The organism is Nocardioides sp. (assembly GCF_041393715.1).
Classification (GTDB): domain Bacteria; phylum Actinomycetota; class Actinomycetes; order Propionibacteriales; family Nocardioidaceae; genus Nocardioides.
Map to the genome: position 1 here is coordinate 179,250 of NZ_JAWKJQ010000003.1, position 23,849 is coordinate 203,098.

Genomic DNA, 23,849 nt, shown 5'->3' on the forward strand with positions numbered 1-23,849 from the left:
TAGGATCAGCCTCCATGAGGCAAGCGTCCAAACGACCGTCGCGGCTGAAGAAGCGCGGGCTCTACGTCGGCGTCGACGTCGGCGGCACCAAGGTGCTCGCCGGGGTGGTGACCAGCAGCGGTGAGGTGGTGGCGACCGCACGCCGGTCGACGCCGGGTCGCCTGGTCGACCCGACCATCGTGGAGGACGCGCTGGTCGCGGCCGTGCTCGACGTCGCCGACGGCACCCCGATCGCCGCGGTCGGCGTCGCCGCAGCGGGGTTCGTCGACCAGGCCGGTGAGCGGGTGATGTTCGCCCCGCACCTGCCCTGGCGCGGTGAGCCGGTCCGGGCCCATCTCCAGCAGCGCTGGGGCGCGCCGGTCGTGCTCGACAACGACGCCAACTGCGCCGCCGTCGGCGAGTGGACGTACGGCGCGGCGCGCGGCACCCACTCGGCGCTGATGATCACCCTCGGCACCGGGATCGGCAGTGCCATCCTCCTCGACGGGGCCGTGCACCGGGGCCGCAACGGGATGGCCGGCGAGTTCGGCCACATGCAGGTCGTGCCCGACGGGCTGCCGTGTGAGTGCGGGGGCACGGGCTGCTGGGAGCAGTACTCCTCCGGCAACGCGCTGGTGCGCTTCGTCCGCGCCCGGATCGGCCAGGAGCCGACGAGCCTCGAGGCGGCCTGCGCGGGGGACGTCGACCGGATCACCGGGCCGATGGTGACCGAGGCGGCCGTCGCGGGAGACGCCGTCGCCCGCGCGGCCTTCCACGAGGTCGGCACCTGGCTGGGTGTCGGCATCGCCAACCTGGTCGCCGCCTTCGACCCCGACTGCGTGGTCGTCGGCGGCGGGGTGTCCGACGCGGAGACCTGCTGCTGGGGCCGGCGCGCGCAGAGATGGCGAGCTCCCTGGTGGGCGCGGCCCACCGGGTGGTGCCGCCCGTGCACCAGGCGCAGCTCGGTCCCGAGGCCGGCCTGGTCGGCGCGGCCGCGCTGGCTCGCGCCACGCTCCGCCCCAACCGGTGGGCGATCGCCACCGGGCCGCTGGGCACGGCGCCGCGGGTCTCCGACTGACCCTCGCGTCGCCATTTCCCGCACGTCGGCGGACCATTTCCCGCAGGTCGGCGGACCATTTCCCGCAGGTCGCGGGACCGGACCGCGCACGTCGCGGCTAGACGACGGCGCCGTCGTCCCCGGGGTCGCGGGGGCCGCGAGGCATGGTGGCCACCAGGTAGGCGAACCCGCCGATGAACCAGGAGACCAGCGCCAGCCCGCCGAGGGTGGGCAGGGTGGTGCGGGTGAGCGCGGCCAGCAGCATCAGCAGCGGTCCCAGGAGCACCCCTCCCCAGGCGGCCAGCCGAGGTCCGCGGGGGAGCGGCACGGGCGGCGGCTCCGGCGGCACGAACTCCTCGACCTCGTCGTCGAGGAAGACTTCCGGCTCCCCGGGGTCGGTGGCGGGCGGCTCAGCGGGGCCCTCGGCGGGACGTGCCTCGGCGGCGAGCTCGTCCGGGCTCAGCTCGGCGCGGTCGCCGTAGTTGTCCACGATCGAGCGCCACAGCTCGTCCTCGTCCCGGGCGTCGGGTTCCCGCTCGCTCACGGCACCACCGTAGGCCGCGCCCGGTGACGGGGCCAGGGGCGCGGCACGGCCGGTGCTCGTCAGCCGGCGACCCGGCCGATGAACTCCGCGCTCTTCTCGAAGATCAGGTCGGCGTCGTTGTCGATCGTGGCGACGTGGTAGCTGTTCTCGAGCGACACCCGCTCGACATCGGCCGAGGACACGCCGCCGAGGATGGCCGGCTCGGACGACTCGTCGACGACGTGGTCGACCGTGGAGCGGAAGTAGAGCAGCGGCACCGTGATCCGGCCGAGGTCGGGGATCAGCGCCTTGTAGCCACCGAACATGGAGGCGGCGGCCTTGAGCGGCGTCTTGGGGTAGGCGTGCTCGTCCTGGCCGGGCTTCTTGATGTCGTTGCCGATCGCCGGGAACGCGGCCACGACGTGCTTGAGCACCGGCAGCGCCAGCACGTCCTTGCGCAGCGTCTTGACCGCCGGGTTCACGACCATGACACCGGAGAGCCGATCGCCCTGGTCGGCGGCCAGCCGGAGCACCAGCGCGCCGCCCATCGACAGCCCGCCGGCCACGACGGCGTCGTTCTCGGCGGCCAGCTTCTCGAAGGTGCGGGAGATCTCGGCGTACCAGTCCTCCCAGCGGGTGCGGTTGGCCTCCGCCACCGAGGTGCCGTGACCGGGCAGCCGCGGCACCTCGACGGCGTACCCGAGCGCGGCGAGATGCTCGCCCCACGGGCGCATCGAGAACGGCGACCCGGTGAACCCATGGCTCAGCAGCACGCCGATCCGGCGACCGCCGGTGAGCTCGGGTCGCGCGGCGACGGACAGCGGGGCGGCGTGCGGGTCGATGGCCATGGAGGCATTGTGCCCCTCCCGACGGCGGCCGTCAGCGGACACCCCGCGGGCTGTCCGAGGTGAGGAGGCGCTGAGTGTCCGGGCTCTGGGGTCCGGGCGCGCCCAGGGACTAGCCTCTGTCTGTCGCGTGCCGCGACGCTCGGAGAGGAGACCCCCCGGTTGTTCTACTGGTTCCTGAAGTGGATCGCGATCGGTCCCGTGCTGCGGCTGATCTTCCGTCCGCGGGTCGAGGGTGAGGAGCACGTGCCCGAGACCGGGCCGGCGATCCTGGCGAGCAACCACCTGTCCTATGCCGACTGGCTCTTCATGCCGCTGACGCTCCCGAGGCGGGTCACCTTCGTGGCCAAGGCGGAGTACTTCACCACCCCCGGGATCAAGGGCTGGTTCCAGCGGAAGTTCTTCTCCGGGGCCGGCCAGGTGCCGATCGACCGCTCGGGCGCCACCGCCGCCGAGGGGGCGCTGACATCGGCGCGCCGGATCCTCGAGGAGGGGGAGCTGTTCGGGATCTATCCCGAGGGCACCCGCTCGCACGACGGTCGGCTCTACCGCGGCCGCACCGGCGTGGCCCGGTTGGCCCTGGAGACCGGCGTCCCGGTCATCCCGGTCGCGGTGCTCGGCACCGACGTGGTCGCGCCGCCCGGGAAGAAGTTCGGTGCGGTCACCCGGCCGTCGGTGCGCTTCGGCGAGCCGCTGGACTTCTCGCGCTACGACGGCCTGGAGAACGACCGCTACATCCTGCGCTCGATCACCGACGAGATCATGTACGAGATCATGCGGCTCTCCGGGCAGGAGTACGTCGACCTCTACGCGCAGAAGGCCAAGGAGCTGGCCGCCAAGGCCAAGGACGAGGCGAAGCGCGCGGAGCGGGCGGCCAAGGCGGAGCAGGAGGCGGCCGCCGCCGCCGAGCAGGAGGCGGGCGGCGCCGACGACACCGACGGTCCCACGACGGACGGCGAGGACCGGAGGGCAGCCTCCTGAGCACCGAGCCGTGGTGGTCGGCGCCGGCGGCCGTGGCCGTCGAGGACAGGCTGCTGCGTGCGCTGGCGGTGCTGCGCTGGGTGGTGCTGGTCAACGCCGTCGGCCTCAACCTGTGGCGTCACGACAACTTCGTGCACCCCTGGGCCGGCATCGTGGTGGTGCTGGTGCTGGTCGCGTGGACGGCGTACGCCACCTGGGCCTACCGCGACGCCGCTCGCCGGACCACCTGGCTGCTGGCGGCCGACCTCGCGATCGCCGTCGGCGCGATCCTGGTCTCGCCCGTCGTCAAGGGGGAGCAGCTGCGGGCCACCATCCCCGGCTTCTGGGTGATGGGGGCGCTGCTCGCCTGGGCGGTGCACTACCGCTGGCGAGGCGGCCTGTTCGCGGGGGCCTGCCTCGCCGCCGCCGACCTGGCGATCCGCGACCAGATCACCCAGTCCAACTACGGCAACGTCTTCCTGCTCCTGGTCGGCGGGCCGATCGTCGGCTACATGTGCGAGACCCTGCAGCTGATGGGGGTCGAGCGTGACCGGGCCGAGCGCGCCGCGGCCGCCGCCGAGGAGCGGACCCGGCTGGCCCGCGCCGTCCACGACGGGGTGCTGCAGGTGCTCGCACTCATGCAGCGTCGCGGAGCCGAGGCCGGCGGAGACCTCGCCGAGCTGGGCCGGATGGCGGGGGAGCAGGAGAGCGCGCTGCGGTCGCTGATCCGGCAGCAGGACTCGGTGCCCGCCGAGGCCGGCGAGGAGGGCGAGGTCGACCTCGCCGCCGAGCTGGAGCGGCTCGAGGCCGCACGGCCGCCGGTCGTCTCGGTGGCCACGCCGGGCACGCCGGTGCTGCTGCCCGCGGTGGTGGTCCGGGAGGTCGTCGCCGTCGTGTCGGCCTGCCTGGACAACGTGGCCCGCCACGTCGGTCTCGAGGCGCCCGCCTGGGTGCTGCTGGAGCAGATCTCCGACGAGGTCGTGGTCACCGTGCGCGACGAGGGCCTGGGCATCCCGGAGGGTCGCCTCGACGCCGCCGCGGCGGAGGGCCGGCTCGGCGTCCGCGACTCGATCCTGGGGCGGGTGGCCGAGCTCGGGGGACGGGCGGAGCTGGTCACGGGTGGCGACGGCACGGAGTGGGAGCTGACGTTCCCGCTCGACCCGGCCCGACCCGCGGCTGGCGCTCGGTAGGGTCGGCGCATGGACACCGCGACCGAGGGCGAGCCGATCCGGGTGATGGTCGTCGACGACCACCCGATGTGGCGCGACGCCGTCGAGCGCGACCTCCAGGACGCCGGGTTCGTCGTCGTCGGCGTCGCCGCCACCGGCACCGAGGCGCTGGCGCGCTTCCCGGCGGCCCGGCCCCAGGTGGTGGTGCTGGACCTGCAGATCCCGCCGCCGAGCGGGGTCGAGGTGACCCGCGAGGTGCTGACCCAGGACCCCTCGGCCCGGGTGCTGATCCTGTCGGCCTCCGGGGAGCAGGCCGATGTGCTCGACGCGGTCAAGGCGGGGGCGACCGGCTACCTCGTGAAGTCGGCCTCCCGCGAGGAGCTGATCCGCGCCGTGCGCCGGGTGGCCCAGGGCGACACCGTCTTCACGCCCGGCCTCGCCGGGCTGGTGCTCGGGGAGTTCCGGCGGCTCTCCGACGGGCCCGCCCACCCCGACCCCGACGCCCCCGAGCTCACCGAGCGCGAGACCGAGGTGCTCAAGATGGTGGCCAAGGGGCTGTCCTACAAGCAGATCGCCGACCGGCTGGTGCTCTCCCATCGCACGGTGCAGAACCACGTCCAGAACACCCTGCGCAAGCTGCAGATGCACAACCGGGTGCAGCTCACCCGCTATGCCATCGAGCACGGGCTCGACGCCGACGAGGACGACGACGGGTGAGCCCGCGGTGACCTCGGCCGCCTTCCGGCGGGCCGGGGCCGCGGATGCCGAGGCGCTGCTGGGTCTGGAGCGTGCGGCGAGCCTGGCCGCGCTCGGGCACGTGTTCCCGGCCGACCGGCACCCCTACCCGTCGGCGGACGTGCTGGCCCGCTGGCACCTGGTGCTGGCCGATCCGGGGACCACCGTGGACGTCGTCGACGGCTCGGAGGCCGAGCTGACCTGCGTCGTGGCCTACGACGACCACGGCACGGTCCGCCAGCTCGCCGTGGCGCCGGCCCTGTGGGGGCAGGGACTCGGCACCACCGCGCTCCGGCACGCCCAGGAGCGGCTGCGGGCCGCCGGGCACACCGAGCTGAGGCTGTGGTGTCTCGCCGACAACCACCGGGCCCGCGCCGTCTACGAGCGGGAGGGCTGGCGGCCGACCGGGGAGACGCAGCCGGAGCCGTGGCCGCCGTACCCGACGGAGGTGGGCTACGCGCTCGGCGCGGGGCCGGTGGTCGAGCCCTAGGCTGGGCCGGTGCCCTCCGCCTCCGACGACCCGCTGCTGGCGCATGCAGACGAGCTCTACGGGCTGCCGGCGGGTGAGTTCACCGCGGCCCGCGACGCGCTGGCCAAGGAGCTGCGGAGCGCCGATCGGGACCTCGCCGCGGGTGTCAAGGCGCTGCGGAGGCCGTCGGTGGCGGCCTGGGTCGTCAACCTGCTGGTCCGCCGGGACGCCGCCCAGGTCGACCAGGTGCTGCAGGTCGGCGCCGCGCTGCGGGAGGCCCAGCGCACGCTCGACGGCGACGAGCTGCGGGCCCTGACCAGGCAGCGCCGGCAGGTCACCGCGGCGGTCACCACCCAGGCCCGGGCGCTGGCTGCCGAGGAGGGGGCCCGGGTGACCGAGTCGGTCGCCGAGCAGGTCGAGGCGACCCTGACGGCCGCGATGGTCGACGAGGGTGCCGCCGAGGCGGTGCGCAGCGGCCTGCTGGTGACCTCGCTGAGCGCCAACGGGGTCGACGCCGCCGACGTGGCGGCGGCGGTCGCGCTGCCCGACGCGCTGGGCTTCGAGGCGACCGCCCGCGAGGCCGCGCCGACCCCGCGGCCCGAGCTGCACGTCGTACCGTCACCGGAGCCGGACGCCGCGGCGCTGCGCGCGGCCCGGCGTGAGGCGGAGAAGGCGGTGCGGGAGGCGAGCTCGACGGTCCGCGCGGCGACGCAGGCGCACCGCCGGGCCGAGCGGGCCCTGGAGAGGCTGCGCGCCGCCGGGCTCCAGGTGCAGGCCGAGCTCGACGAGCTCCGTCGCCAGGTGGCCGAGCGCGAGGCGCGCGCCGAGGAGCTCGACGACCAGGTCGGTGAGGCCGAGGAGGAGGTCGAGGACGCCGCCGTCGCGCTGGCCGACGCCGAGGCCGAGCGTGACGCCCGGCAGACCGAGCTCGACGACCTGGACTGACCGCCGCTGCGATAGTCCGCTACGTTCGGCACCGGTCTGGCGCCGGCGAGTGGTGCCGAACGTGGCGGACTATCGGAGGCGTCAGCCGGGCCAGCCCTGGGCGCGGCGTACCCCCTCCAGCCAGAGGGCGTGGGCGGCGTCGGCGGCGTCGCGGTCCGCGCTCGGCTCGAAGCGGCGGTCCAGCTGCCAGCTGTCGCGCAGGTCGTCGGTGGAGTCCCAGACGCCGACGCCGAGGCCGGCGAGGAACGCCGCGCCGAGCGCCGTGGTCTCGACCAGCTCGGGCCGCTCGACGGGGCGCCCGAGCTGGTCGGCCTGCAGCTGGCAGAGCAGGTCGTTGGCCGACGCGCCGCCGTCGACCTTGAGCGGGGTGTCGTCGTCGCCGAGGTCCATCGTGTCGAGCACGTCGCGCACCTCGAAGGCGATCGCCTCGAGGGTGGCCCGCACCAGATGGGCGCGGGTGGTGCCGCGGGTGACGCCGGCGATCAGGCCGCGGGCGTGCGGGTCCCAGTGGGGGGCGCCGAGCCCGGTCAGCGCGGGCACGAACACCACGCCTCCGGAGTCGTCGACGGAGCGGGCGATCGCCTCGGTCTCCGCCGCCGACCCGACGATCTGGAGTCCGTCGCGCAGCCACTGGACGGCCGCGCCGGTCACGAAGATCGCGCCCTCGTTGGCATAGGTCAGGGTGCCGTCGGGGGAGCGCCAGGCGGCGGTGCTGAGCAGGCCCGCGTCGGAGCGCTGCACGGTGGTGCCGGTGTTGGTGAGGATGAACGACCCGGTGCCGTAGGTGCACTTGGAGTCGCCCTCGTCGAAGCAGGTCTGACCGAACAGCGCGGACTGCTGGTCGCCGGCGATGCCCGCGATCGGCAGCTCGAGATCGCAGAAGGCGGCCGGGTCGCTGGTCGCGACCTCGCCCCAGTTGGGCACCAGGTCGGGGAGCGCGTCGCGAGGGACGCCGAGCAGCGAGCACAGCTCGTCGGACCAGTCGCCCGCCTCCAGGTCGAACAGCAGGGTGCGCGAGGCGTTGGACACGTCGGTGACGTGCCAGGTGCCGCGGGTCATCCGGGCGATGAGGTAGGAGTCGACGGTGCCGACGGCGTAGCGGCCGGACTCGACCAGCGCCCAGGTGTGCGGCTCGTTCTCGGCGAGCCAGACGAGCTTGGTGCCCGAGAAGTAGGGGTCGAGCCGGAGCCCGGTCAGCTCGGCGACCCGGTCCTCGTGGCCGGCGTCGCGCAGCCGCGTGCAGATGTCGGCGGTGCGCCGGTCCTGCCAGACGATCGCGCGGCGCGGGGCCGCCAGGGTCTCCCGGTCCCACAGCAGCACGGTCTCGCGCTGGTTGGTGATGCCGATGGCCTCGAGCTCGGCGGCGTCGTACGACGTCAGCACCTGGCGGGTGGCCTCCAAGGTGGCCTGCCAGATCTCCTCGGGGCCGTGCTCGACCCAGCCCGGGCGCGGGAAGTGCTGGGGGAACTCCTGGTAGCCCTTGGCGGCGATGGTGCCGTCGGGGGTGACGACAACCGCGGTGACGCCGGTCGTGCCGGCATCGATGGCGAGGACGCTCATGCGTCCTCCCCGGCCGCCCGGAGCCGGGCGAGGATCTTCTCGTCGATCCACGACCCGTCGCCGGCGACCCGCATCTCGTAGTTCTCGGTGCCGACCCAGGCATGGAGGTCGCGGGCGCCGAGGCTCCGGGCGAGCCGCTCCAGCTCCTCGGCGAGCGCGGGGGTGACCTCGACCTTCTCGTCGTCGCGCGAGGCGGTGAGGTAGAGGTCGTTGAGCTCCAGGAGCCGGGCCAGCTCGGTGACCGGGTCGGGGTGGTCGTCGACGCGCAGGTCGACGGCGATGTCGTCGTGGCCGCCGTAGCCGGCCCCTTCCCGGACCACCAGCAGGGCCGCCGACTGGCGCCCGCGGCTGTCGCCGCCCGCCGCGTCACCCGCGGCCAGGGCCGCCAGCAGCACGTGGGCGAAGGGCGTCTCGGGGTCGGCGTCGACGAACGTCTGCTCCATCGCGGCGACCACCTCCTCGCCGGTCAGGATGTTGCCCTGGACCGCGTAGCCCGGGCCGGTGCGACCGCCGGCCCAGTCGAAGCACGCGGCGCCGGTGTAGGTGACGGCCGAGCCGTCGACGTCGACCAGCCCCACCTGGCGGTGGTCGCGGCCGTCGTCCTCCTCGAGCAGCCGCTGCAGCGCCACGGAGGCGGTGGCGCCGTCGTCGAGGTGGGCCAGCGCCTGGCCCTTGTAGGCGAGGTTGGCGTCGGCCTGGGTCGCGATGGCGCCGACCCCGGCGACGGCTGCCGGCACCGCCGAGCCGACCGCCAGGAACTTCGAGGCGACCGCCACCCCCCAGGACTCTCCGTCTGCCGAGCGCGCCACGATCGAGAAGGTCATGCTCCGACCCTAGTGCCCCGACGTGTGGGGGATAGTCCGCTACGTTCGGCACCACCTGCGGGGCTCCGACTGGTGCGCAACGTAGCGGACTAGTGGGTTGTCCACAGGGGCCGCGCAGGTCGGTGTGGTCGCCCGACCGACCGGGCATGCCGAGGACATGGACCTCTGGACGCCGTACGTCGACCCGCACCGCGACCTGGTCTGGCCGGTGCGCCTCGACCCGAGGGGGGTGCGCGGGCCGACGCGCGGACAGGCACGTGGGCGCGCGTGGCGCCGGTGTGCCCGGGGGTGGTACGTCCCGGCGTCGGTGGACCCCGACGACGTCGAGCAGCGCATCCTCGAGCAGGCGGTCCGGGTGGTCGGGACGGAGGGCGCGTTGTCGGGTTGGGCGGCGTTGCGATGGCGGGGTGCGGCCTACTTCGACGGGCATCGGCCCGACGGGAGCCTCGCGCCGGTCGACCTGTTGCGCCTGGGGGGAGGGGCGTCGCTGCCACCCGGCCCGGCGCGGTTCAGCGGCGCGCAGCTGGCGCCCACCGAGACCGAGCTGGTGCGCGGCGTCCCGTGCGCCACGGTGGAGCGGTCGCTGTTCGACGTGATGCGCTTCGCGGGCTCGGTGCGGCAGGCGGTGGTGGCCGCCGACATGGTCTCCGCGGCGGGCCTACTCAGCATCGCCGGGCTCGCGGAGTTCGTGTCACACAAGCACGCGTGGGAGGGCGTCCCGCAGACCCGCGAGGCCGTCGCCCTGGCCAGCGACGACTCGCGCTCGCCGCAGGAGTCGTGGCTTCGCCTGTGCTGGCTGCTCGACGCCGAGCTCCCGCCGCCCGTGTGCAACCAGCCCGTGTTCGACCTCGAGGGTCGGCTGCTGGGCTACCCGGACCTGCTAGAGCCCACCCTCGGCGTCGTCGGTGAGTACGACGGGGCGCACCACCTCCGCACCGCCCAGCGGGCGCAGGACCTCGCCCGCGAGGACCGGATGCGCGCCGCGGGCCTGGAGTACTTCAGCGTCGTGGGCGGCGAGCTGCGCCATCGGGACCGCGTCGCCCAGCGGATGCGCGACACCTGGCGTCGCGCGCGCCGGCGTACGACCGAGGAGCGCGGGTGGACGCTGGAGCCGCCGCCCTGGTGGGGCCAGCGCCGATCCGCATAGTCCGCTACGTTCGGCACCACGTGGAGGCCTCCGACCGGTGCCGAACGTAGCGGACTATCGCAGCGGGGGCGGCCCGGGAGGCGGATAGCGATGCCGAGCGGGGGACCCGACGCCGTACCCTGGTGCGGTGAGCACGTCCAGCACCCCTCCCGGGTCGACCCCCGGCGCGATCCCGAGCCTGGAGACCCTGCACGCCGTCGGCGCGGCCCAGCAGCCGACCTACCCCGACCGCCTCGCGCTGGACGACGCCGTGGCGCGGCTGCGGAAGATGCCCCCGCTGGTGTTCGCGGGTGAGTGCGACGACCTCAAGGACAAGATCGCGGCGGTCAGCCGGGGCGAGGCGTTCCTGCTCCAAGGCGGCGACTGCGCCGAGACGTTCGAGGGCGTGACCGCCGAGAACGTCCGCAACAAGCTGCGGGTGCTGCTGCAGATGGCGGTGGTGCTGACCTACGCCGCCTCGGTGCCCGTGGTCAAGCTCGGCCGGCTGGCGGGCCAGTACGCCAAGCCGCGCTCCGCCGACCTGGAGACCCGCGACGGGGTCACCCTGCCGGCCTACCGCGGCGACGCGGTCAACGGCTTCGACTTCACCGCCGAGTCCCGCATCCCCGACCCGCAGCGGCTGGTCGAGGTCTACCACGCGTCCGCCGCGACGCTGAACCTCGTGCGCGCCTTCGTCACCGGCGGCTACGCCGACCTGCGCCAGGTCCACACCTGGAACACCGACTTCGTCCGCGGCTCGGTCGTCGGCCAGCGCTACGAGGTGCTCGCCGCCGAGATCGACAAGGCGATGTCCTTCATGGAGGCCATCGGGGTGGACCCCGACGAGCTGCGCCGCGTCGACTTCTACTCCAGCCACGAGGCGCTGCTGATGGAGTACGAGCACGCCATGACGCGCATCGACTCCCGCACCGAGCTGCCCTACAACGTGTCCGGCCACTTCGTCTGGATCGGTGAGCGCACCCGGCAGCTCGACGGCGCCCACGTGGAGTACTTCCGCCACCTGCGCAACCCGATCGGCTGCAAGCTCGGTCCGAGCGCGACCCCCGACGACGCCCTGGCCCTGGCCACCCGGCTCAACCCCGACAACGAGCCCGGCCGGCTCACCTTCATCACCCGCTTCGGCGCCGACAAGATCCGCGACGGGCTGCCGCCGCTGGTCGAGAAGGTCACCGCGGAGGGGCTCAACGTCGCCTGGGTCTCCGACCCGATGCACGGCAACACGTTCGAGGCGAGCAACGGCTTCAAGACCCGGCGCTTCGACGACGTCATCGACGAGGTGCAGGGCTTCTTCGACGTGCACCGGGGCCTCGGCACCTGGCCGGGCGGCATCCTGGTCGAGATGACCGGCGACGACGTGACCGAGTGCGTCGGCGGCGGCGAGGAGATCGACGAGGCCGGGCTGGCCCACCGCTACGAGTCGGTGGTCGACCCGCGGCTCAACCGGGTGCAGAGCCTGGAGCTGGCGTTCCTGGTGGCCGAGATGCTGCGCGCCGCCGAGCGCGACCGCGGCTGACCCGGCCGTGATCGACCTCCGCTCCGACACCCTCACCCGCCCCACCGAGGGGATGCGGGCCGCGATGGCCCGGGCCGAGGTCGGCGACGACGTCTTCGGCGAGGACCCGACCGTGCTCGCTCTCCAGGAGCGGGTGGCCGACCTGCTCGGCCACGAGGCCGCGCTCTTCACGCCGACCGGGTCGATGGCCAACCTGCTGGCCGTCCGCTCGCTGGTCGGCGCCGGCCAGGAGGTGCTCTGCGAGTCCTCCGCCCACATCGCCCGCGCCGAGCTGGGCGCCCACGGGGCCTACACCGGGCTCACGATGCGCACCTGGACCCACCCGCGCGGAGGCGTCGACCTGCCCGCGCTGCAACGGCTGTTCGCCCCCGACATGGGCCCGTTCTTCGTCGCCACCGCCGCGATCTCGGTCGAGAACACCCACAACTTCGCCGGCGGCACCGTGCTCCCGCTGGCCGACCTGCAGGCGCTGCGCGCCTGGGCCGACGAGGTCGGCACCCGGATCCACCTCGACGGCGCCCGGCTCTGGAACGCCCAGGTGGCCACCGGGGTGCCGCTCCGGGACTACGCCGGCGCCGCCGACGTGCTCGCCGTCTGCCTGTCCAAGGGTCTCGGCGCCCCCGTCGGCTCGCTCGTGGGGGGCGGCGCCGACGCGATCGCCGAGGCGCGGGTCTGGCGCAAGCGGATGGGCGGGGGGATGCGCCAGGTCGGGGTGCTGGCCGCCGCCGGCCTCTACGCCCTCGACCACCACGTCGAGCGGCTCGCCGAGGACCACGCCCACGCGCGGCTGCTGGCCGAGGCGTGCGGCGTCGACCCGGCCGGCGTGGACACCAACATCGTGGTGCTCGAGCGCGCCGACGCGCCGGCGTACGTCGCGGCGGCCGCCGAGGCCGGCGTACGCGTCTCGGCCGTCGGGCCGACGACAGTCCGGCTCGTCACCCACCTCGACGTCACGCGTGCGGACGCCGAGCGGGCCGCGGCCGTGCTCGCTCGTCTCTAGGCAGCAAACGATGGGCGCTCAGCCGGCGGGCACGCCCTTGATCCGGATCTCGCTGATCGCGGTGTAGTTGCGGCCGCGGGGGCCGGGCATCGGCGGAGTGACGCCGACCAACCGGAGCCGGATGGTGCGGGTCACCTCGGAGCCGACCTTCGTCATCTGCATGTCCGGTCGCTGCCGGAGGTCCTGCTCGACCACCGACCCGTCGTCGAAGGACCAGGTGACGGCGGTGATCCGGCGGTTGCGGGGGTACCACCGCACGGTGTGGCCGCGCCCGTCGACGTCCTGCTTGGCGTAGCCGTTGACCAGCCCGATCTTGCTGACCTCGGTGGGCCTCGCGAGCCGGATCGTGATCAACGCGTCGGTGCCGTCGCCGACCATCCGCCACGCCGTGGAGCGGTCGCCGTCGAACATCTGCGCCGCGGTGTAGCGCACCGGACGCCCGCGGACATCCTGCCCGGCCGGGGCGCTCGAGGGCACCAGGGCGGTGGCGCCGGCGGCGACGTTGCGGGTCCGCCCCGCAGGTGCGTCGTCGCCCCGGTCGGTCCCGGTGGCGCTCTCGCCCTCGGTCGGCTGGTCCTGGGTCGCCCCGTCCTCGGCCTGGTCGCTCGCCCGGTCGCCCGCCCGGCCGTCCGCCGACGCGGCGGTCTGCTGGCGCTCGGTGGCCGTGGCGTCGGAGCCGGGGCGGAACAGCAGCCAGACCGCGGTGACCAGCAGCAGTCCGACGGCGGCGACGGCCAGGAACACCCACGGCAGCAGCTCGGCCATCGAGCGGTCGCGACCGGCGACCGGCGGCGGCGCCACGGCGGGCTCCTCGGCGGTTCGGACGGGCACCGCCTCGTCGGCGAAGAGCGGGAAGCGAGCATGGGAGAACGCCGGCTCCGCCGACGGAGGAGGTACGACGGTGGGCTCGGCCTCGGCGACCACCCGGGCGTGCCGGGCCTCGGCCAGCCCGAGGCCGGGGCGCTCGGCCGTGTCGTCGAGGCCGACGGCCGGCAGCCGCGGGGAGGTGTGGCCGGCCGCCCCGGGCTGGGCGTAGCGGGCCGCGCGGGTGCCGCAGCGGTCGCAGACCGGCGCCTCGCCGAGGTCGTGACCGCACCGTGCGCAGAACGCCATCGGTCCCTCCCGTCCGGCAGACTGGCCCCACCACGTCCCTGACCTGGGAGGCAAGCCTAGGTCAGGTGCGCCCGGATGCCGAGTCCCCACCGTCCGGAGCGCCTCCGTTCGGGCCCTGCGCGGCCTCAGACCGTGAGGTGCGGCACCTCCGCCTCGAGCTTGCGGCGCGGCGCCAGCTCGACCATCAGCATCGCGGCCAGCACCAGCAGCCCGCCCACGGCCATCCGCGCGGTCAGGCTCTCGCCGCCCAGCAGCACCGCGAAGGTCGCGGCGAACACCGGCTCCATGGTCATGATGATCGCGGTCCGGGTCGGGGGCAGGTGGGCCTGCGCCCAGGTCTGCCCGAGCATGGCGAGGGCGCCGGAGAAGACGGCCATGTAGACGATCGAGAGCCAGTCGCCGGGACGGTCGGGCAGCACCACGCCGTCGGGCACCGTCGCCACGAAGCACAGCACGGCGATCACGATGATCTGCAGGATCGACATCCCGAGCGCCTGGTCCGGCCGGCTCCACGCACCCAGGCCCACGATGTGGGCGGCGTAGAGGACCGCGGCCACCAGGGTCAGTGCCTCGCCGTAGCCGATCGAGAACCCGTCGAGGGTGAGCACGGCCAGTCCGCCGGTGGCGACGAGCACGGCCAGCCAGGTGAGCGGGCCGATCCGGGTGCCCAGCACCAGCGCGGCGAGCAGCGGCGTGCACACGACGTACATCCCGGTGATGAAGCCGGAGACGCTGGCGGGCGTGTGCGCCAGGCCGGCGGTCTGCAGCACCTGGGCGACGCCGTAGATGCCGCCGAGGACGAGGGCGTGACGCCGCGAGTCGGGGGAGAGGCGGCCCAGGGCGCGTGGCGCGACCAGCACCAGGAACACCGCGGCGATCGCGAAGCGGATGGCCAGGAAGTCGAGCGTCGGCACCCGGTCGAGCAGGCCCTTGATCAGCGGGAACGTCGACCCCCACACCGCGGTGACTGCCAGCAGCGCGGCGGTGGCCGCGAGCCGGGTGCGCAGCGAGGTCGGACCGGCCGGGTCGCTCACGAGCGGACCTCCGCCCGCAGTCGCTCCAGCAGCGCGAGGTCCGGGTTGCCGGGGTCGCGAGACCCGGGGGTCTCCAGGATGAACGGCACTCCGGCCGTGGCGGGGTGCGCGAACAGCTCCGCGAACGCCCTCGTGCCCAGCCGTCCCTCGCCGAGGCGCGCGTGGCGGTCGCGGAGCGACCCGCGCACGTCGAGGGAGTCGTTGGCGTGCACCAGCCGCAGGCGCCCCTCGCCGGCGATCTCGACGACCCGGTCCACCACGGCCGCCGTGCCGCCCGGCTCGTCCAGCGGCTCGCCGGCGGCGAACAGGTGGCAGGTGTCGAGGCACAGCCCGACGCGTGGGTGGTGCTCCAGCGCCGCGAGGTACGCCGGCAGGTCGGCCACCCGGGAACAGAGCGAACGACCCTGGCCGGCGGTCGGCTCCAGCAGCAGCCACGGCGCCTCGTCGCCGTCGGCCGGCAGCGCGTCGAGCAGCGGCAGCAGCCCCTCCCGGACCCGGCCGAGCGCGGCCGCGTGCTCCTCGGCCCCACCCTCGACCGAGACATAGGACCCGGTGTGCACGACGACCCCCTCGGCGCCCAGCTCCGCCGCGCGGCGCAGCTGGTGGGCGACCGAGGCGATCGAGCGCTCGTAGGTCAGCGGGTCGGGGGACCCCGGGTTGACGAGATAGGGCGCGTGCACCACGACCCGGAGCCCCTGCCGGGCCGCCGCGTCCCGGAACCTCCGGTCGGCGGCCGGGTCGCCGTCGCTGAGCGCCCAGCCCCGCGGGTTGCCGGCGAAGATCTGGATCGCGTCGCAGCCGAGCTCCTCGGCACTGGCCAGCGCTCCGGAGACCAGGCCGGAGCCCACCAGCACGTGGGTGCCGAGCGGGTTGCGGACCCGCGCGGCCACGGTCGAGGTCGGCACGCCGCGAGGCTATCTCCCGCCCTCGACCGAGGTCGGGTCAGGCGTGCAGGCTGCCGATCCGCAGGTGGTTGCCGAACGGGTCGCGGATGCCGAAGTCGCGGCCGTAGGGCTGGTCGGTGGGCTCCTGCGTGACGTCGACCCCGGCCGCCTCCACGCGGGCGAAGAAGCCGTCGACGTCGTCGGTGGTGAAGGCCAGCCAGCCGCCGCCGGCGCCCTTGGTGACCAGGGCGCGCACCTGCTCGGCGGTGGCCTCGTCGTGGGCCGGCGGCCCCGGTCGCTCCAGGAGGATCTCCTTGGCGTCGCCCGGCACCCGCACGGTCAGCCATCGCATCGGGCCGAAGTCCAGGTCGGCGCTCACCTCCAGCCCCAGCACGCCGACGTAGAAGTCGAGCGCCTGGTCCTGGTCGAGGACGAAGATCGAGGACAGGTTGTTGCGCTGCAGCATCGGGCCTCCGGAGGTCGGTGTCGGTCGGTCGACCGTGAGCCTAGGTCGGCCGCGACGGCGAGGCTTCTCCGAAATCGCCGTCTTCGGCCGGCCGCGCACCGAGGTCGGCGGGGCGGGTCCAGCGCATGGTGAACGACGTGGGCGCGCGCAGGCCGAGGGTCGAGGCCCGCGCTCGGTACGCCGTCGGGCTGGCGCCGGTCACCTCGGAGAACCGGCGGCTGAAGGTGCCGAGGCTGGTGAAGCCGACGGTGAGGCAGATGTCGGTGACGCTGGCGTCGGTGTCGCGCAGCAGCTGCATCGCCCGCTCGACGCGGCGTCGCTGGAGGTAGCGGTGGGGCGTCTCACCGAAGACCCGGCGGAACTCCCGGATGAAGTGCGAGGTGCCCATCAGCGCCACCTCGGCCAGCCTGCGGGTGTCCAGCGGATCGGCATAGCGCCGGTCCATCAGGTCGCGGGCCCGCAGCAGGCGGCGGTGGACGTCCTCCTCGGCCGACGACATCCCGCCGACCTAGACCACGATCAGCGTGATCGTGCTGCCCTTGGGGGCCAGCTCGCCCGGCCCGGGGTCGGTGCGGACGACGAACTGCAGGCCGACGTACTCTCCGGACTTCCTGGTCTTCACGACGAAGCCGAGGTCCTCGAGCTGCTGCCGGGCGGCCTCGACGCCTGACCCGATCACCCGGGGGACCTCGATCAGCTCGGGGCCCTTGGAGACCACGAGCTTGACCGTGTCGCCGCGGAAGAGCGGGCCGGATGCGGGGTCCTGCGAGATCACCGAGCCCTCGGGGACCGTGTCGGAGAACTCCTGCTGGGAGTCGTCGACCTTGAGGCCCTTCTTCTCCAGGGCCGCGGTGGCGTCGGCGGCGGGCTTGCCGCTCCAGTCGCCGAAGCGGATCGGCTGGCGGCCCTTGCTGACCACCAGGTCGACGACGGTGCCCGGCTTGACCCGCTTGCCGGGCTTGAGGGACTGGGAGATGACCCGCCCCTCCTTGACCGTCTCGCTCCACTCGCGCGTGCTGGTCCCGAAGGTGAGGTGCTGCTCGGCCAGGGCGTCCTGGGCCTTGTCCTCGGTCAGGCCGACCAGCTTCGGGACGTTGTAGCGCTCCTTGCCGAGGGAGATGACCAGCTCGATGACGCCGCCGCGCAGCACGTTGGCACCGGCGGCCGGGCTGGCGCTGATCACCTTGCCCTTGCCGATCTCCTCGTCGTACTGCTGGTCGACGACCTTGGCCACCAGTCCGGCCTCGTCGATCTTGGCCTCGGGGTTGGCCTGGGTCAGCTCGAGCACCGCCGGCGCCGGGGTGTAGCGGCCGTAGCCGAACCACCAGGCGCCGACGCCCACGCCGGCGGCCAGCAGCAGCGCGAGCAGGAGGAGCAGGAGGCCGCGGCGGGACCGGCGCGGCGGTGCCGCCGCGAGGTCGCCGTCGTCGTCGAAGCCGCCCTCGTCGGCGTACGGCGTCGCGGCGCCGAGCGTGGCGATCGGCGCGGTGTAGTCGGGCGGAACGCTGCGGAAGGGCTCGTGGGCGGCCGGCCTCTGGGCGGTGTCCGCCGCGCCGGCCCGCGGTTCGTCGGCCAGCGACTCGGCCAGTCCGAACACGTCGTCGTCGACGCCGTCGGCCACGTCGGCGCGCGGCCGGGGTGGCACCAGGGCGACCCGGGCGGACCCCTCGGTGGGGGCGGCGGAGGCCGGGCGGTCGTCGCGGTCGTCGTGGGCGGCGACGTCGTCGCGAGGGTCCTGTCCGGGGCGCACGGCCCGCAGCTGCGGGTTGACGGTGGGCGACACGGCGGCCGCCCCCACCACGGCCGCGGCCGCGACGGCGGCCGGGCGCTCGCCGGTGTCGACCGCGTCGGGGGCCTCGGCCTCCTCACCGAAGCTGCCGGCGACGCCCAGGGCCGTGGTCGCCTCCGCGTCGGGGGGCTCCGTTGCCGGCGCCCGCAGCGCGAGGTCGGCGGTGAGCTCGGGGTCGTCGTCGAGACCGTCGGCCAGCGCCTGGGCGACCCGCCGCAGCTGGTGGAGCAGGATGCCCGCGTCGGCGGGGCGCTGGGTGCGGTCGCGGGCCGTCGCGCGGGCCACCAGCGCGTCGACGTACGCCGGCAGCCGGGGCTCGCTGGCCGAGGGGGCCGGCACGTCCTCGTGCACGTGCTTGTAGGCGACCTGGATCGGCGACTCGCCCTCGTGGGGCTTGCGGCCGGTGAGCAGCTCGTAGAGCATCACGCCCGCGGCGTAGACGTCGGCACGCGGGTCGGCCCGGCCGTCGACGACCAGCTCGGGGGCGAGGTAGGACACGGTCCCGATCAGCACCCCGCCCGTGGCGGTGTGCTGGGTGTCGGCGGTCACCGCCTTGGCGAGCCCGAAGTCGGCCACCTTGATCCGGCCGTCGGTGGCGATCAACACGTTCTCGGGCTTCACGTCGCGGTGGATCAGGCCGGCGCGGTGGGCGGCGGCCAGCGCCGACACCACCGGCTCGAGCAGCGCCAGCGCCCGGCCCGGGGACAGCGGCGCCTCGTCGCGGATCACGTCGCGCAGCGTGTGGCCGCGGATGTACTCCATCGCCAGGAACAGGGTGCCCTGGTCGTCGCCCTGGTCGAAGACGGCCACGACGTTCGGATGGGAGATCTGCGCCGCCGACCTCGCCTCCCGCACGAACCGCTCGGCGAACTCGGTGTCGTCGCCCAGCCCGGAGTGCATGATCTTGACCGCGACGATCCGGTCCAGGCGGATGTCGGCGGCCTCGTAGACACTGGCCATGCCGCCGCGGGCGATCCGCGAGCCGATGCGATAGCGACCGTCGAGGAGCCGGCCGGTCAGGGCGTCGCTGGCATCCCCGCGGGCGCGCGGCGGCGCGGCGGGGCGCGCAGGAGCGGCCTCGTCTGGCTCCACGTGTCGACCTTTCGAGTGCCCGGACGGGGAAGGGATCCGGAGGACCATCGTACTTTCGCGGCCGAGGAAGCCGCCGCTGTGGAGGCCCCGGCGTGGCGGCGGCGCGACCACGGCACCGATTTCGGCCACCGCCGCTGTCCTGGGACAGTGGCGTCATGCCCGAGGTGACCCCCGACAGCACGCCCGACCTGCGCTCCCTGGTGGCCGACTGGCTCGACCTCGAGACGGCCGCCGACGCGCTCGGCGTCTCCGAGACGCAGCTGCGCACGATGCTGCGCCGACACGAGCTGGTGGCCCTGCCCCCGTCGCCGGGGGACCGGGCCCAGGTGCCCGCGCTCTTCGTGCAGGACGGCCTGGTGGTCAAGGGGCTCGTGGGTCTGCTGACCGTGCTGCACGACGGCGGCTACGACCCCGCGCAGAGCGTGGCGTGGGTCTTCACCGACGCCGACCTTCCGGGCCGGCCGATCGACGCGCTCCGTGAGAACCGGGGCTCGGAAGTCAAGCGCCGCGCCCAGGCGATGGCCTTCTGACCGATCCCACCACCCGCGGGGTGCCGTGGACGGCCGCGCGCCCTGTGTTCGCGGCGTCGGGCGCGGTGCTGGCGGCCGCCCGGGAGCGCGCCGTACGCCGGCAGCTTGAGCCGGCCGTCTACACCGCCGACATGTTCGGCACCGGGCACGACGCCGCCAACCGTGCGGTCGTGGCCGCCGTCCCCGGCGACCGGCTCGACCTGGTGGGGCTGGCGCTCCACGGGCCTCGCTCCGCGGTCGACAAGGTGGTCAAGGGCAGCCGGCTGCACCCGTGAGCGGGTGGTCGAGGAGCGCGTCGGGACCGCCCGTCCGAGCGCCGTCGGGGTGATCTAGGGTCGGAAGCGTGAACCAGGCCCGGCTCCGCACGGTGCTCACCGTGATCGCGGCGGTCGTGGTCGTGCTGGTGGTCTGGCGAGCGCCGCAGCTGCTCCAGGGGAGCGACGACGGCGGGGCAGCGGGCTCGACCACGAGCCAGGCGGCCGGGCAGACCGGTGGGGCCGGGACCACCGACCCCGACAGTGGGCTGCCCTGGGTGGACGCGTCCGCGCTGCCGCCCGAGGCGGCCGACACGCTGGCGCTGATCGACAGCGGCGGCCCGTTCCCCTATGACCAGGACGGGTCGGTGTTCTACAACAACGAGCAGAACCTCCCCGACCACGACCGGGGCTACTACCACGAGTACACCGTCGAGACCCCGGGGTCGTCCGACCGCGGCGCTCGCCGGATCGTGGCCGGCGCGGGCGGGGAGCTCTACTGGACCGAGGACCACTACGACTCGTTCGAAAGGATCAGGCGATGAGTGGACTGGCAGCGCTGCTGGCCGAGCGCCGGGAGCCCGGGATCTACCACTGGCACGGGGCGTTCTCCGTCTCCGACATCGAGCACACCGTCGAGCACGCGGGCTGGCACTTCGCCCACATCGACGGCTGGCACGACGCGGAGACCAAGAAGGAGTTCCTGCGCGCCGTCGGTGATGCCCTGCACTTCCCCGACTACTACGGCAAGAACTTCGATGCGCTGGCCGACTGCCTGCGCGACGTCGAGGCGGGTGACTCCCACGGCACGCTGCTGCTGTGGGACGGCTGGGGCCCCTTCGCCTGGCACGACGAGAAGGCGTTCCTCAAGGCGCTGACCGTACTGGGGCGGCGGGTGGCCGACGACCACGGTGGCCCGTTCGCGGTGCTGCTGCGAGGTGAGGGGCCGAGCGTCACCGGCGTCGAGAGTCTGGACTGACCCCTCGGCCCGGGTGGCCGCCCGGCTGGTGGTGGGGCGTCGGCGGTGGGGGCGTCATACGACGTGGTCGTGGGGGCGGCCGGTGTGTATGACGTCCCGGGCGGCGCCCGCGGGAGACGGCCGCGACCGAGCGCGGGAGACGGCGCGGCAGGCGGCGAGTCAGACGGCGCGATGGGTCGTGGCGGCGGCCAGGTCGCGGAGGACGCCGCGCGCCCGGTGGTCGACGTCGGCCCGGTCGAGGGCGGCCTCGGCACGCTCGGCGAGGGCGGTGATCGCGCCCTCGACCTGGGCGTGCGCCCCGCTCGCGTCGATGATGGCGCGCAACCGGTCGACCCCCGCGGCGTCGAGCGGCGTCCCGAGGGCCGCGTCGAGCTCGGCGGCCGCCTCGGGTGGTGCGGTGTCGAGTGCCAGCGCGACCAGCACGGTGCGCTTGCCCTCGACGAGGTCGTCACCCGCGGGCTTGCCGGTGCTGGCCGGGTCGCCGAAGACGCCGAGCAGGTCGTCGCGCAGCTGGAAGGCCTCGCCGAGGGGCAGGCCGAAGGCGCCGAGCTCGGCCAGCTGCCCGGGGGTCGCACCGGCGAGCGCGGCCCCGATGTGCAGCGGCCGCTCCACGGAGTACTTCGCGGACTTGTAGCGGAGCACGGTCATCGCGGCGTCGACGTCGGCGCGGCCGCGTGCCTGCACCGACACGTCGAGGAACTGACCGGTGATCACCTCGCTGCGGCAGGCGTCGAACACCTCCAGCGCGGCCGCCACGCGCTCCCAGGGCAGCCCGCAACGGCGCAGCAGCTCGTCGGCCCAGGCCAGGAGCAGGTCGCCGAGCAGGATCGCCGCCGCGGCGCCGTACTGCTCCGGGTTGCCCGGCCAGGCATGTGCGCGATGCTCGGCGGCGAACCCCCGGTGGGTGGCGGCCCGCCCGCGCCGGGTGTCGGAGGCATCCATCAGGTCGTCGTGGACCAGCGCGCTGGCATGCAGCAGCTCCAGCGAGGCGCAGGCCCGGACCAGCGCCTGCTCCTCAGCCGGGGAGGGGTGGGGCGCCACGGCGTGGTAGCCCCAGTAGCAGAACGCGGCCCGCAGCCGCTTGCCGCCGCCGACCCCGTCGCGCGCCTCCGCGAGCAACCGCTCGGCGTCGGCGCCGAGGGGGGCGAGCCGGTCGGCCTGCTCGGTCAGGAAGTCGTCGAGTGCCCGCTGCACGCGGGCGCGGAACGCCGCGGGATCCCACGGCGCCTCGACCGCGGCGTCCACCGTGGGTCGACCGGCCGGGAGGGCGTCGTCGGGCGAGGTCACGCCGCGAGCCTAGCCAGTGGACGGCGGACCTCCGCCTGGGCGGTCGGCCCTAAAATCATCGGCATGGACGACGCCGCCCCCGACGCCGTGCCCGACGCCGTGCCCGCCGCCGACCCGACGCCGCACGGGGAGCGGGGGATCGGCGAGCTGGTCGCCGCGGGCGAGCGGTCGGTGTCGTTCGAGTTCATGCCACCGCGCGACGAGGCCGGGGCCGCCCAGCTGTGGAGCGCGATCTCCGACCTGGAGCCCTACCAGCCCACGTTCGTGTCGGTGACCTACGGCGCCGGCGGCACCACCCGCGACACCACCGTGCAGATCACCGGGCGGATCGCGCGGGAGACCTCGCTTCGTGCGCTGGGCCATCTGACCTGCGTGGGGCACACCCGCGAGGAGCTGGTCGAGGTGCTGCGCGCCTACCAGCAGGCCGGCGTCCGCAACCTGCTGGCGCTGCGCGGAGACCCGAAGGAGGGGCCGACCGCTCCGTGGACGCCGACCCCGGGTGGGCTGACCTACGCCGTCGAGCTGGTCGAGCTGGCGCACGAGGTCGGCTCGTTCAGCGTGGGGGTCGCCGCCTTCCCCGAGGGGCATCCGTCGGCCGCGTCGCTGCAGACCGACGCCCGGGTGCTGGCCGACAAGGCGCGAGCCGGGGCCGACTTCGCCGTCACCCAGCTGTTCTTCCGGCCCGACGACTACTTCCGGCTGGTCGAGCGGGTCGCGGCCCGGGGCGTGGAGCTGCCGATCCTCCCCGGCATCATGCCGATCACCAACCTGGGCTCGCTGCGCCGGATGGCCGAACTGTCGGGTGCGACGATCCCGCAGGCGGTGCTGGCGCGCTTCGACGGCCTCACCGAGCCGGCCGACGTACGCCGGGTCGGGGTCGAGGTCGCCACCGAGCTCTGCGAGGCGCTGCTGGCCGGCGGCGCCCCCGGGCTGCACTTCTACACGCTCAACCGCTCCCGGGCGACGCTGGAGATCTTCGAGGCGCTGCGGATCACCGCCTGAGGCGCGCCCGTCCACTCGCCTGCGGGGCCGGGCCCCGGCGTACCCTCGCCGCATGAAGCGCACCGTCACCACCACCGGGCGCGGCACCGTGCAGGTGGTGCCCGACGCCGCCGTCGTCACGATCGGCGCGCGGCACCAGGCGAGCGGGGTGGCGGAGGCGTGCGCCGGTGTGGACTCCGCCGCCCGCAGCATCGGGGAGGTCGCCCGGCGGCACACCGACGAGGCGCGGATCTCCTCCACCGGGCTCACCGTGTGGCCGGCCCACGACCGCAGTGGCCAGCCCAGCGGGTTCGAGGCGCGACACTCCCTGCGGATCCGGGTGGCCGATGTGACGGCCGCCGGGAGGCTGCTGGCCGAGCTGGCCGAGGAGGTCGGCGACCGGCTGACGATCGATGGGGTGTCGCTCACCGTGTCCGACCCGGGACCGGCGGCGGAGGCGGCGCGAGAGGCGGCGTACGCCGACGCGCGCGAGCGGGCCGAGGCGCTGGCGGCGCTCAGCGACGCCTCACTCGGCGAGGTGGTGACCGTCGTCGAGGACGAGCCGGGGTTCGCCAGACCCGTGGCCCTCGCGGCGGGCCGTGCCGCCAAGGCCGACCTGGCCTTCGAGGCCGGCGAGCAGGGCGTCTCCGCGACCGTCAGGATCACCTGGCGCCTCGTCTGAGGGATAGTCCGCTACGTTCGGCACCAGTGTCG

At 74.6% G+C, this 23,849-nt stretch carries 25 protein-coding genes; 15 read left to right on the forward strand and 10 right to left on the reverse strand.

The window, feature by feature from the left end:
* Nucleotides 1–14: 14 nt before the first annotated feature.
* Nucleotides 15–1,607 carry an ROK family protein gene (locus R2740_RS06240; protein WP_371301825.1) on the forward strand — a complete coding sequence of 531 codons (1,593 nt, stop codon included), beginning with the start codon at nt 15–17 and terminating at the stop codon, nt 1,605–1,607.
* A 32-nt stretch (nt 1,608–1,639) separates the two neighbouring features.
* Here the strand turns inward: R2740_RS06240 and R2740_RS06245 are convergent, their stop codons facing one another.
* Nucleotides 1,640–2,407, reverse strand: coding sequence for an alpha/beta hydrolase (locus R2740_RS06245; RefSeq protein WP_371301826.1), 768 nt, complete (start codon nt 2,405–2,407; stop codon nt 1,640–1,642).
* 159 nt (nt 2,408–2,566) lie between these two features.
* Here R2740_RS06245 and R2740_RS06250 point away from each other — a divergent pair, with 159 nt between their 5' ends.
* Genes R2740_RS06250 through R2740_RS06270 form a run of 5 tightly spaced genes read left to right on the forward strand, consistent with a single transcriptional unit; the run spans nt 2,567 to nt 6,682 of the window.
* Complete coding sequence (locus tag R2740_RS06250; RefSeq protein WP_371301827.1) at nt 2,567–3,385, forward strand: lysophospholipid acyltransferase family protein; 819 nt, start codon at nt 2,567–2,569, stop codon at nt 3,383–3,385.
* Nucleotides 3,386–3,417: 32 nt separating this feature from the next.
* On the forward strand, nt 3,418–4,554 hold the full coding sequence (gene macS, locus R2740_RS06255) for a MacS family sensor histidine kinase (protein WP_371301828.1): 1,137 nt from the start codon (nt 3,418–3,420) through the stop codon (nt 4,552–4,554).
* 9 nt (nt 4,555–4,563) lie between these two features.
* A complete protein-coding gene (locus R2740_RS06260) occupies nt 4,564–5,250 on the forward strand; it encodes a response regulator (RefSeq protein WP_371301829.1) in 687 nt (228 codons plus the stop codon).
* 7 nt (nt 5,251–5,257) lie between these two features.
* Nucleotides 5,258–5,758, forward strand: coding sequence for a GNAT family N-acetyltransferase (locus R2740_RS06265; RefSeq protein WP_371301830.1), 501 nt, complete (start codon nt 5,258–5,260; stop codon nt 5,756–5,758).
* A gap of 9 nt (nt 5,759–5,767) precedes the next feature.
* Nucleotides 5,768–6,682, forward strand: coding sequence for a hypothetical protein (locus tag R2740_RS06270; protein ID WP_371301831.1), 915 nt, complete (start codon nt 5,768–5,770; stop codon nt 6,680–6,682).
* 81 nt (nt 6,683–6,763) lie between these two features.
* Here the strand turns inward: R2740_RS06270 and glpK are convergent, their stop codons facing one another.
* On the reverse strand, nt 6,764–8,242 hold the full coding sequence (glpK, locus tag R2740_RS06275) for a glycerol kinase GlpK (RefSeq protein ID WP_371301832.1): 1,479 nt from the start codon (nt 8,240–8,242) through the stop codon (nt 6,764–6,766).
* On the reverse strand, nt 8,239–9,066 hold the full coding sequence (locus tag R2740_RS06280) for a DUF1028 domain-containing protein (RefSeq protein WP_371301833.1): 828 nt from the start codon (nt 9,064–9,066) through the stop codon (nt 8,239–8,241). The genes glpK and R2740_RS06280 overlap by 4 nt, the downstream gene beginning before the upstream one ends.
* 157 nt (nt 9,067–9,223) lie before the next feature.
* Here R2740_RS06280 and R2740_RS06285 point away from each other — a divergent pair, with 157 nt between their 5' ends.
* From R2740_RS06285 to R2740_RS06295, 3 genes are all read left to right on the forward strand, one after another.
* Nucleotides 9,224–10,213: a hypothetical protein gene (locus tag R2740_RS06285; RefSeq protein ID WP_371301834.1), complete on the forward strand. Its 990-nt coding sequence runs from the start codon at nt 9,224–9,226 to the stop codon at nt 10,211–10,213.
* A 127-nt stretch (nt 10,214–10,340) separates the two neighbouring features.
* Nucleotides 10,341–11,726: a class II 3-deoxy-7-phosphoheptulonate synthase gene (locus R2740_RS06290; protein ID WP_371301835.1), complete on the forward strand. Its 1,386-nt coding sequence runs from the start codon at nt 10,341–10,343 to the stop codon at nt 11,724–11,726.
* Nucleotides 11,727–11,733: 7 nt separating this feature from the next.
* Nucleotides 11,734–12,726: a low specificity L-threonine aldolase gene (locus R2740_RS06295; RefSeq protein WP_371301836.1), complete on the forward strand. Its 993-nt coding sequence runs from the start codon at nt 11,734–11,736 to the stop codon at nt 12,724–12,726.
* 18 nt (nt 12,727–12,744) lie between these two features.
* Here the strand turns inward: R2740_RS06295 and R2740_RS06300 are convergent, their stop codons facing one another.
* The 6 genes from R2740_RS06300 to R2740_RS06325 all read right to left on the reverse strand — a co-directional run bounded on the left by R2740_RS06300 (nt 12,745) and on the right by R2740_RS06325 (nt 19,104).
* On the reverse strand, nt 12,745–13,839 hold the full coding sequence (locus R2740_RS06300) for a hypothetical protein (protein ID WP_371301837.1): 1,095 nt from the start codon (nt 13,837–13,839) through the stop codon (nt 12,745–12,747).
* A 125-nt stretch (nt 13,840–13,964) separates the two neighbouring features.
* Nucleotides 13,965–14,873, reverse strand: a complete 909-nt coding sequence (locus R2740_RS06305; protein ID WP_371301838.1) for a DMT family transporter — start codon at nt 14,871–14,873, stop codon at nt 13,965–13,967.
* Entirely contained in the window at nt 14,870–15,778 is a 909-nt protein-coding gene (locus tag R2740_RS06310; protein ID WP_371301839.1) for a deoxyribonuclease IV, read from the reverse strand. The genes R2740_RS06305 and R2740_RS06310 overlap by 4 nt, the downstream gene beginning before the upstream one ends.
* Nucleotides 15,779–15,815: 37 nt before the next feature.
* Nucleotides 15,816–16,223, reverse strand: a complete 408-nt coding sequence (locus R2740_RS06315) for a VOC family protein (RefSeq protein ID WP_371301840.1) — start codon at nt 16,221–16,223, stop codon at nt 15,816–15,818.
* A 40-nt stretch (nt 16,224–16,263) separates the two neighbouring features.
* The gene (locus tag R2740_RS06320) at nt 16,264–16,722 is read right to left on the reverse strand and encodes a helix-turn-helix domain-containing protein (RefSeq protein WP_371301841.1); all 459 of its coding nucleotides are present in this window, start codon (nt 16,720–16,722) and stop codon (nt 16,264–16,266) included.
* 9 nt (nt 16,723–16,731) lie between these two features.
* Entirely contained in the window at nt 16,732–19,104 is a 2,373-nt protein-coding gene (locus R2740_RS06325) for a PASTA domain-containing protein (RefSeq protein WP_371301842.1), read from the reverse strand.
* Nucleotides 19,105–19,259: 155 nt separating this feature from the next.
* Between R2740_RS06325 and R2740_RS06330 the strand changes: the two genes are divergently transcribed.
* The 4 genes from R2740_RS06330 to R2740_RS06345 all read left to right on the forward strand — a co-directional run bounded on the left by R2740_RS06330 (nt 19,260) and on the right by R2740_RS06345 (nt 20,867).
* Nucleotides 19,260–19,634: an Rv2175c family DNA-binding protein gene (locus R2740_RS06330; RefSeq protein WP_371301843.1), complete on the forward strand. Its 375-nt coding sequence runs from the start codon at nt 19,260–19,262 to the stop codon at nt 19,632–19,634.
* 20 nt (nt 19,635–19,654) lie between these two features.
* A complete protein-coding gene (locus tag R2740_RS06335; protein ID WP_371301844.1) occupies nt 19,655–19,909 on the forward strand; it encodes a DUF2000 family protein in 255 nt (84 codons plus the stop codon).
* A 68-nt stretch (nt 19,910–19,977) separates the two neighbouring features.
* Nucleotides 19,978–20,433: a ribonuclease domain-containing protein gene (locus R2740_RS06340; RefSeq protein ID WP_371301845.1), complete on the forward strand. Its 456-nt coding sequence runs from the start codon at nt 19,978–19,980 to the stop codon at nt 20,431–20,433.
* Nucleotides 20,430–20,867, forward strand: coding sequence for a barstar family protein (locus R2740_RS06345; RefSeq protein ID WP_371301846.1), 438 nt, complete (start codon nt 20,430–20,432; stop codon nt 20,865–20,867). The genes R2740_RS06340 and R2740_RS06345 overlap by 4 nt, the downstream gene beginning before the upstream one ends.
* 159 nt (nt 20,868–21,026) lie before the next feature.
* On the opposite strand, the gene R2740_RS06350 is transcribed toward R2740_RS06345, so the two are convergent.
* Nucleotides 21,027–22,154 carry a polyprenyl synthetase family protein gene (locus R2740_RS06350; protein WP_371301847.1) on the reverse strand — a complete coding sequence of 376 codons (1,128 nt, stop codon included), beginning with the start codon at nt 22,152–22,154 and terminating at the stop codon, nt 21,027–21,029.
* A gap of 63 nt (nt 22,155–22,217) precedes the next feature.
* Here R2740_RS06350 and metF point away from each other — a divergent pair, with 63 nt between their 5' ends.
* Together metF and R2740_RS06360 are read left to right on the forward strand one after the other, a co-directional pair.
* Nucleotides 22,218–23,156 (forward strand): methylenetetrahydrofolate reductase [NAD(P)H], encoded by a 939-nt coding sequence (metF, locus tag R2740_RS06355; protein WP_371301848.1) that lies wholly within the window; start codon nt 22,218–22,220, stop codon nt 23,154–23,156.
* Nucleotides 23,157–23,208: 52 nt separating this feature from the next.
* Entirely contained in the window at nt 23,209–23,817 is a 609-nt protein-coding gene (locus tag R2740_RS06360) for an SIMPL domain-containing protein (protein WP_371301849.1), read from the forward strand.
* Nucleotides 23,818–23,849 lie beyond the last annotated feature (32 nt).

Excerpts from the sequence above, each read along its gene's own strand:
- R2740_RS06240 (WP_371301825.1), top strand. The coding sequence starts at position 15 with ATGAGGCAAGCGTCCAAACGACCGTCGCGGCTGAAGAAGCGCGGGCTC.
- R2740_RS06245 (WP_371301826.1), bottom strand. The coding sequence starts at position 2,407 with ATGGCCATCGACCCGCACGCCGCCCCGCTGTCCGTCGCCGCGCGACCC.
- R2740_RS06260 (WP_371301829.1), top strand. The coding sequence starts at position 4,564 with ATGGACACCGCGACCGAGGGCGAGCCGATCCGGGTGATGGTCGTCGAC.
- glpK (WP_371301832.1), bottom strand. The coding sequence starts at position 8,242 with ATGAGCGTCCTCGCCATCGATGCCGGCACGACCGGCGTCACCGCGGTT.
- R2740_RS06280 (WP_371301833.1), bottom strand. The coding sequence starts at position 9,066 with ATGACCTTCTCGATCGTGGCGCGCTCGGCAGACGGAGAGTCCTGGGGG.
- R2740_RS06285 (WP_371301834.1), top strand. The coding sequence starts at position 9,224 with ATGGACCTCTGGACGCCGTACGTCGACCCGCACCGCGACCTGGTCTGG.
- R2740_RS06300 (WP_371301837.1), bottom strand. The coding sequence starts at position 13,839 with ATGGCGTTCTGCGCACGGTGCGGTCACGACCTCGGCGAGGCGCCGGTC.
- R2740_RS06315 (WP_371301840.1), bottom strand. The coding sequence starts at position 16,223 with ATGCTGCAGCGCAACAACCTGTCCTCGATCTTCGTCCTCGACCAGGAC.
- R2740_RS06320 (WP_371301841.1), bottom strand. The coding sequence starts at position 16,722 with ATGTCGTCGGCCGAGGAGGACGTCCACCGCCGCCTGCTGCGGGCCCGC.
- R2740_RS06330 (WP_371301843.1), top strand. The coding sequence starts at position 19,260 with ATGCCCGAGGTGACCCCCGACAGCACGCCCGACCTGCGCTCCCTGGTG.
- R2740_RS06345 (WP_371301846.1), top strand. The coding sequence starts at position 20,430 with ATGAGTGGACTGGCAGCGCTGCTGGCCGAGCGCCGGGAGCCCGGGATC.
- metF (WP_371301848.1), top strand. The coding sequence starts at position 22,218 with ATGGACGACGCCGCCCCCGACGCCGTGCCCGACGCCGTGCCCGCCGCC.
- R2740_RS06360 (WP_371301849.1), top strand. The coding sequence starts at position 23,209 with ATGAAGCGCACCGTCACCACCACCGGGCGCGGCACCGTGCAGGTGGTG.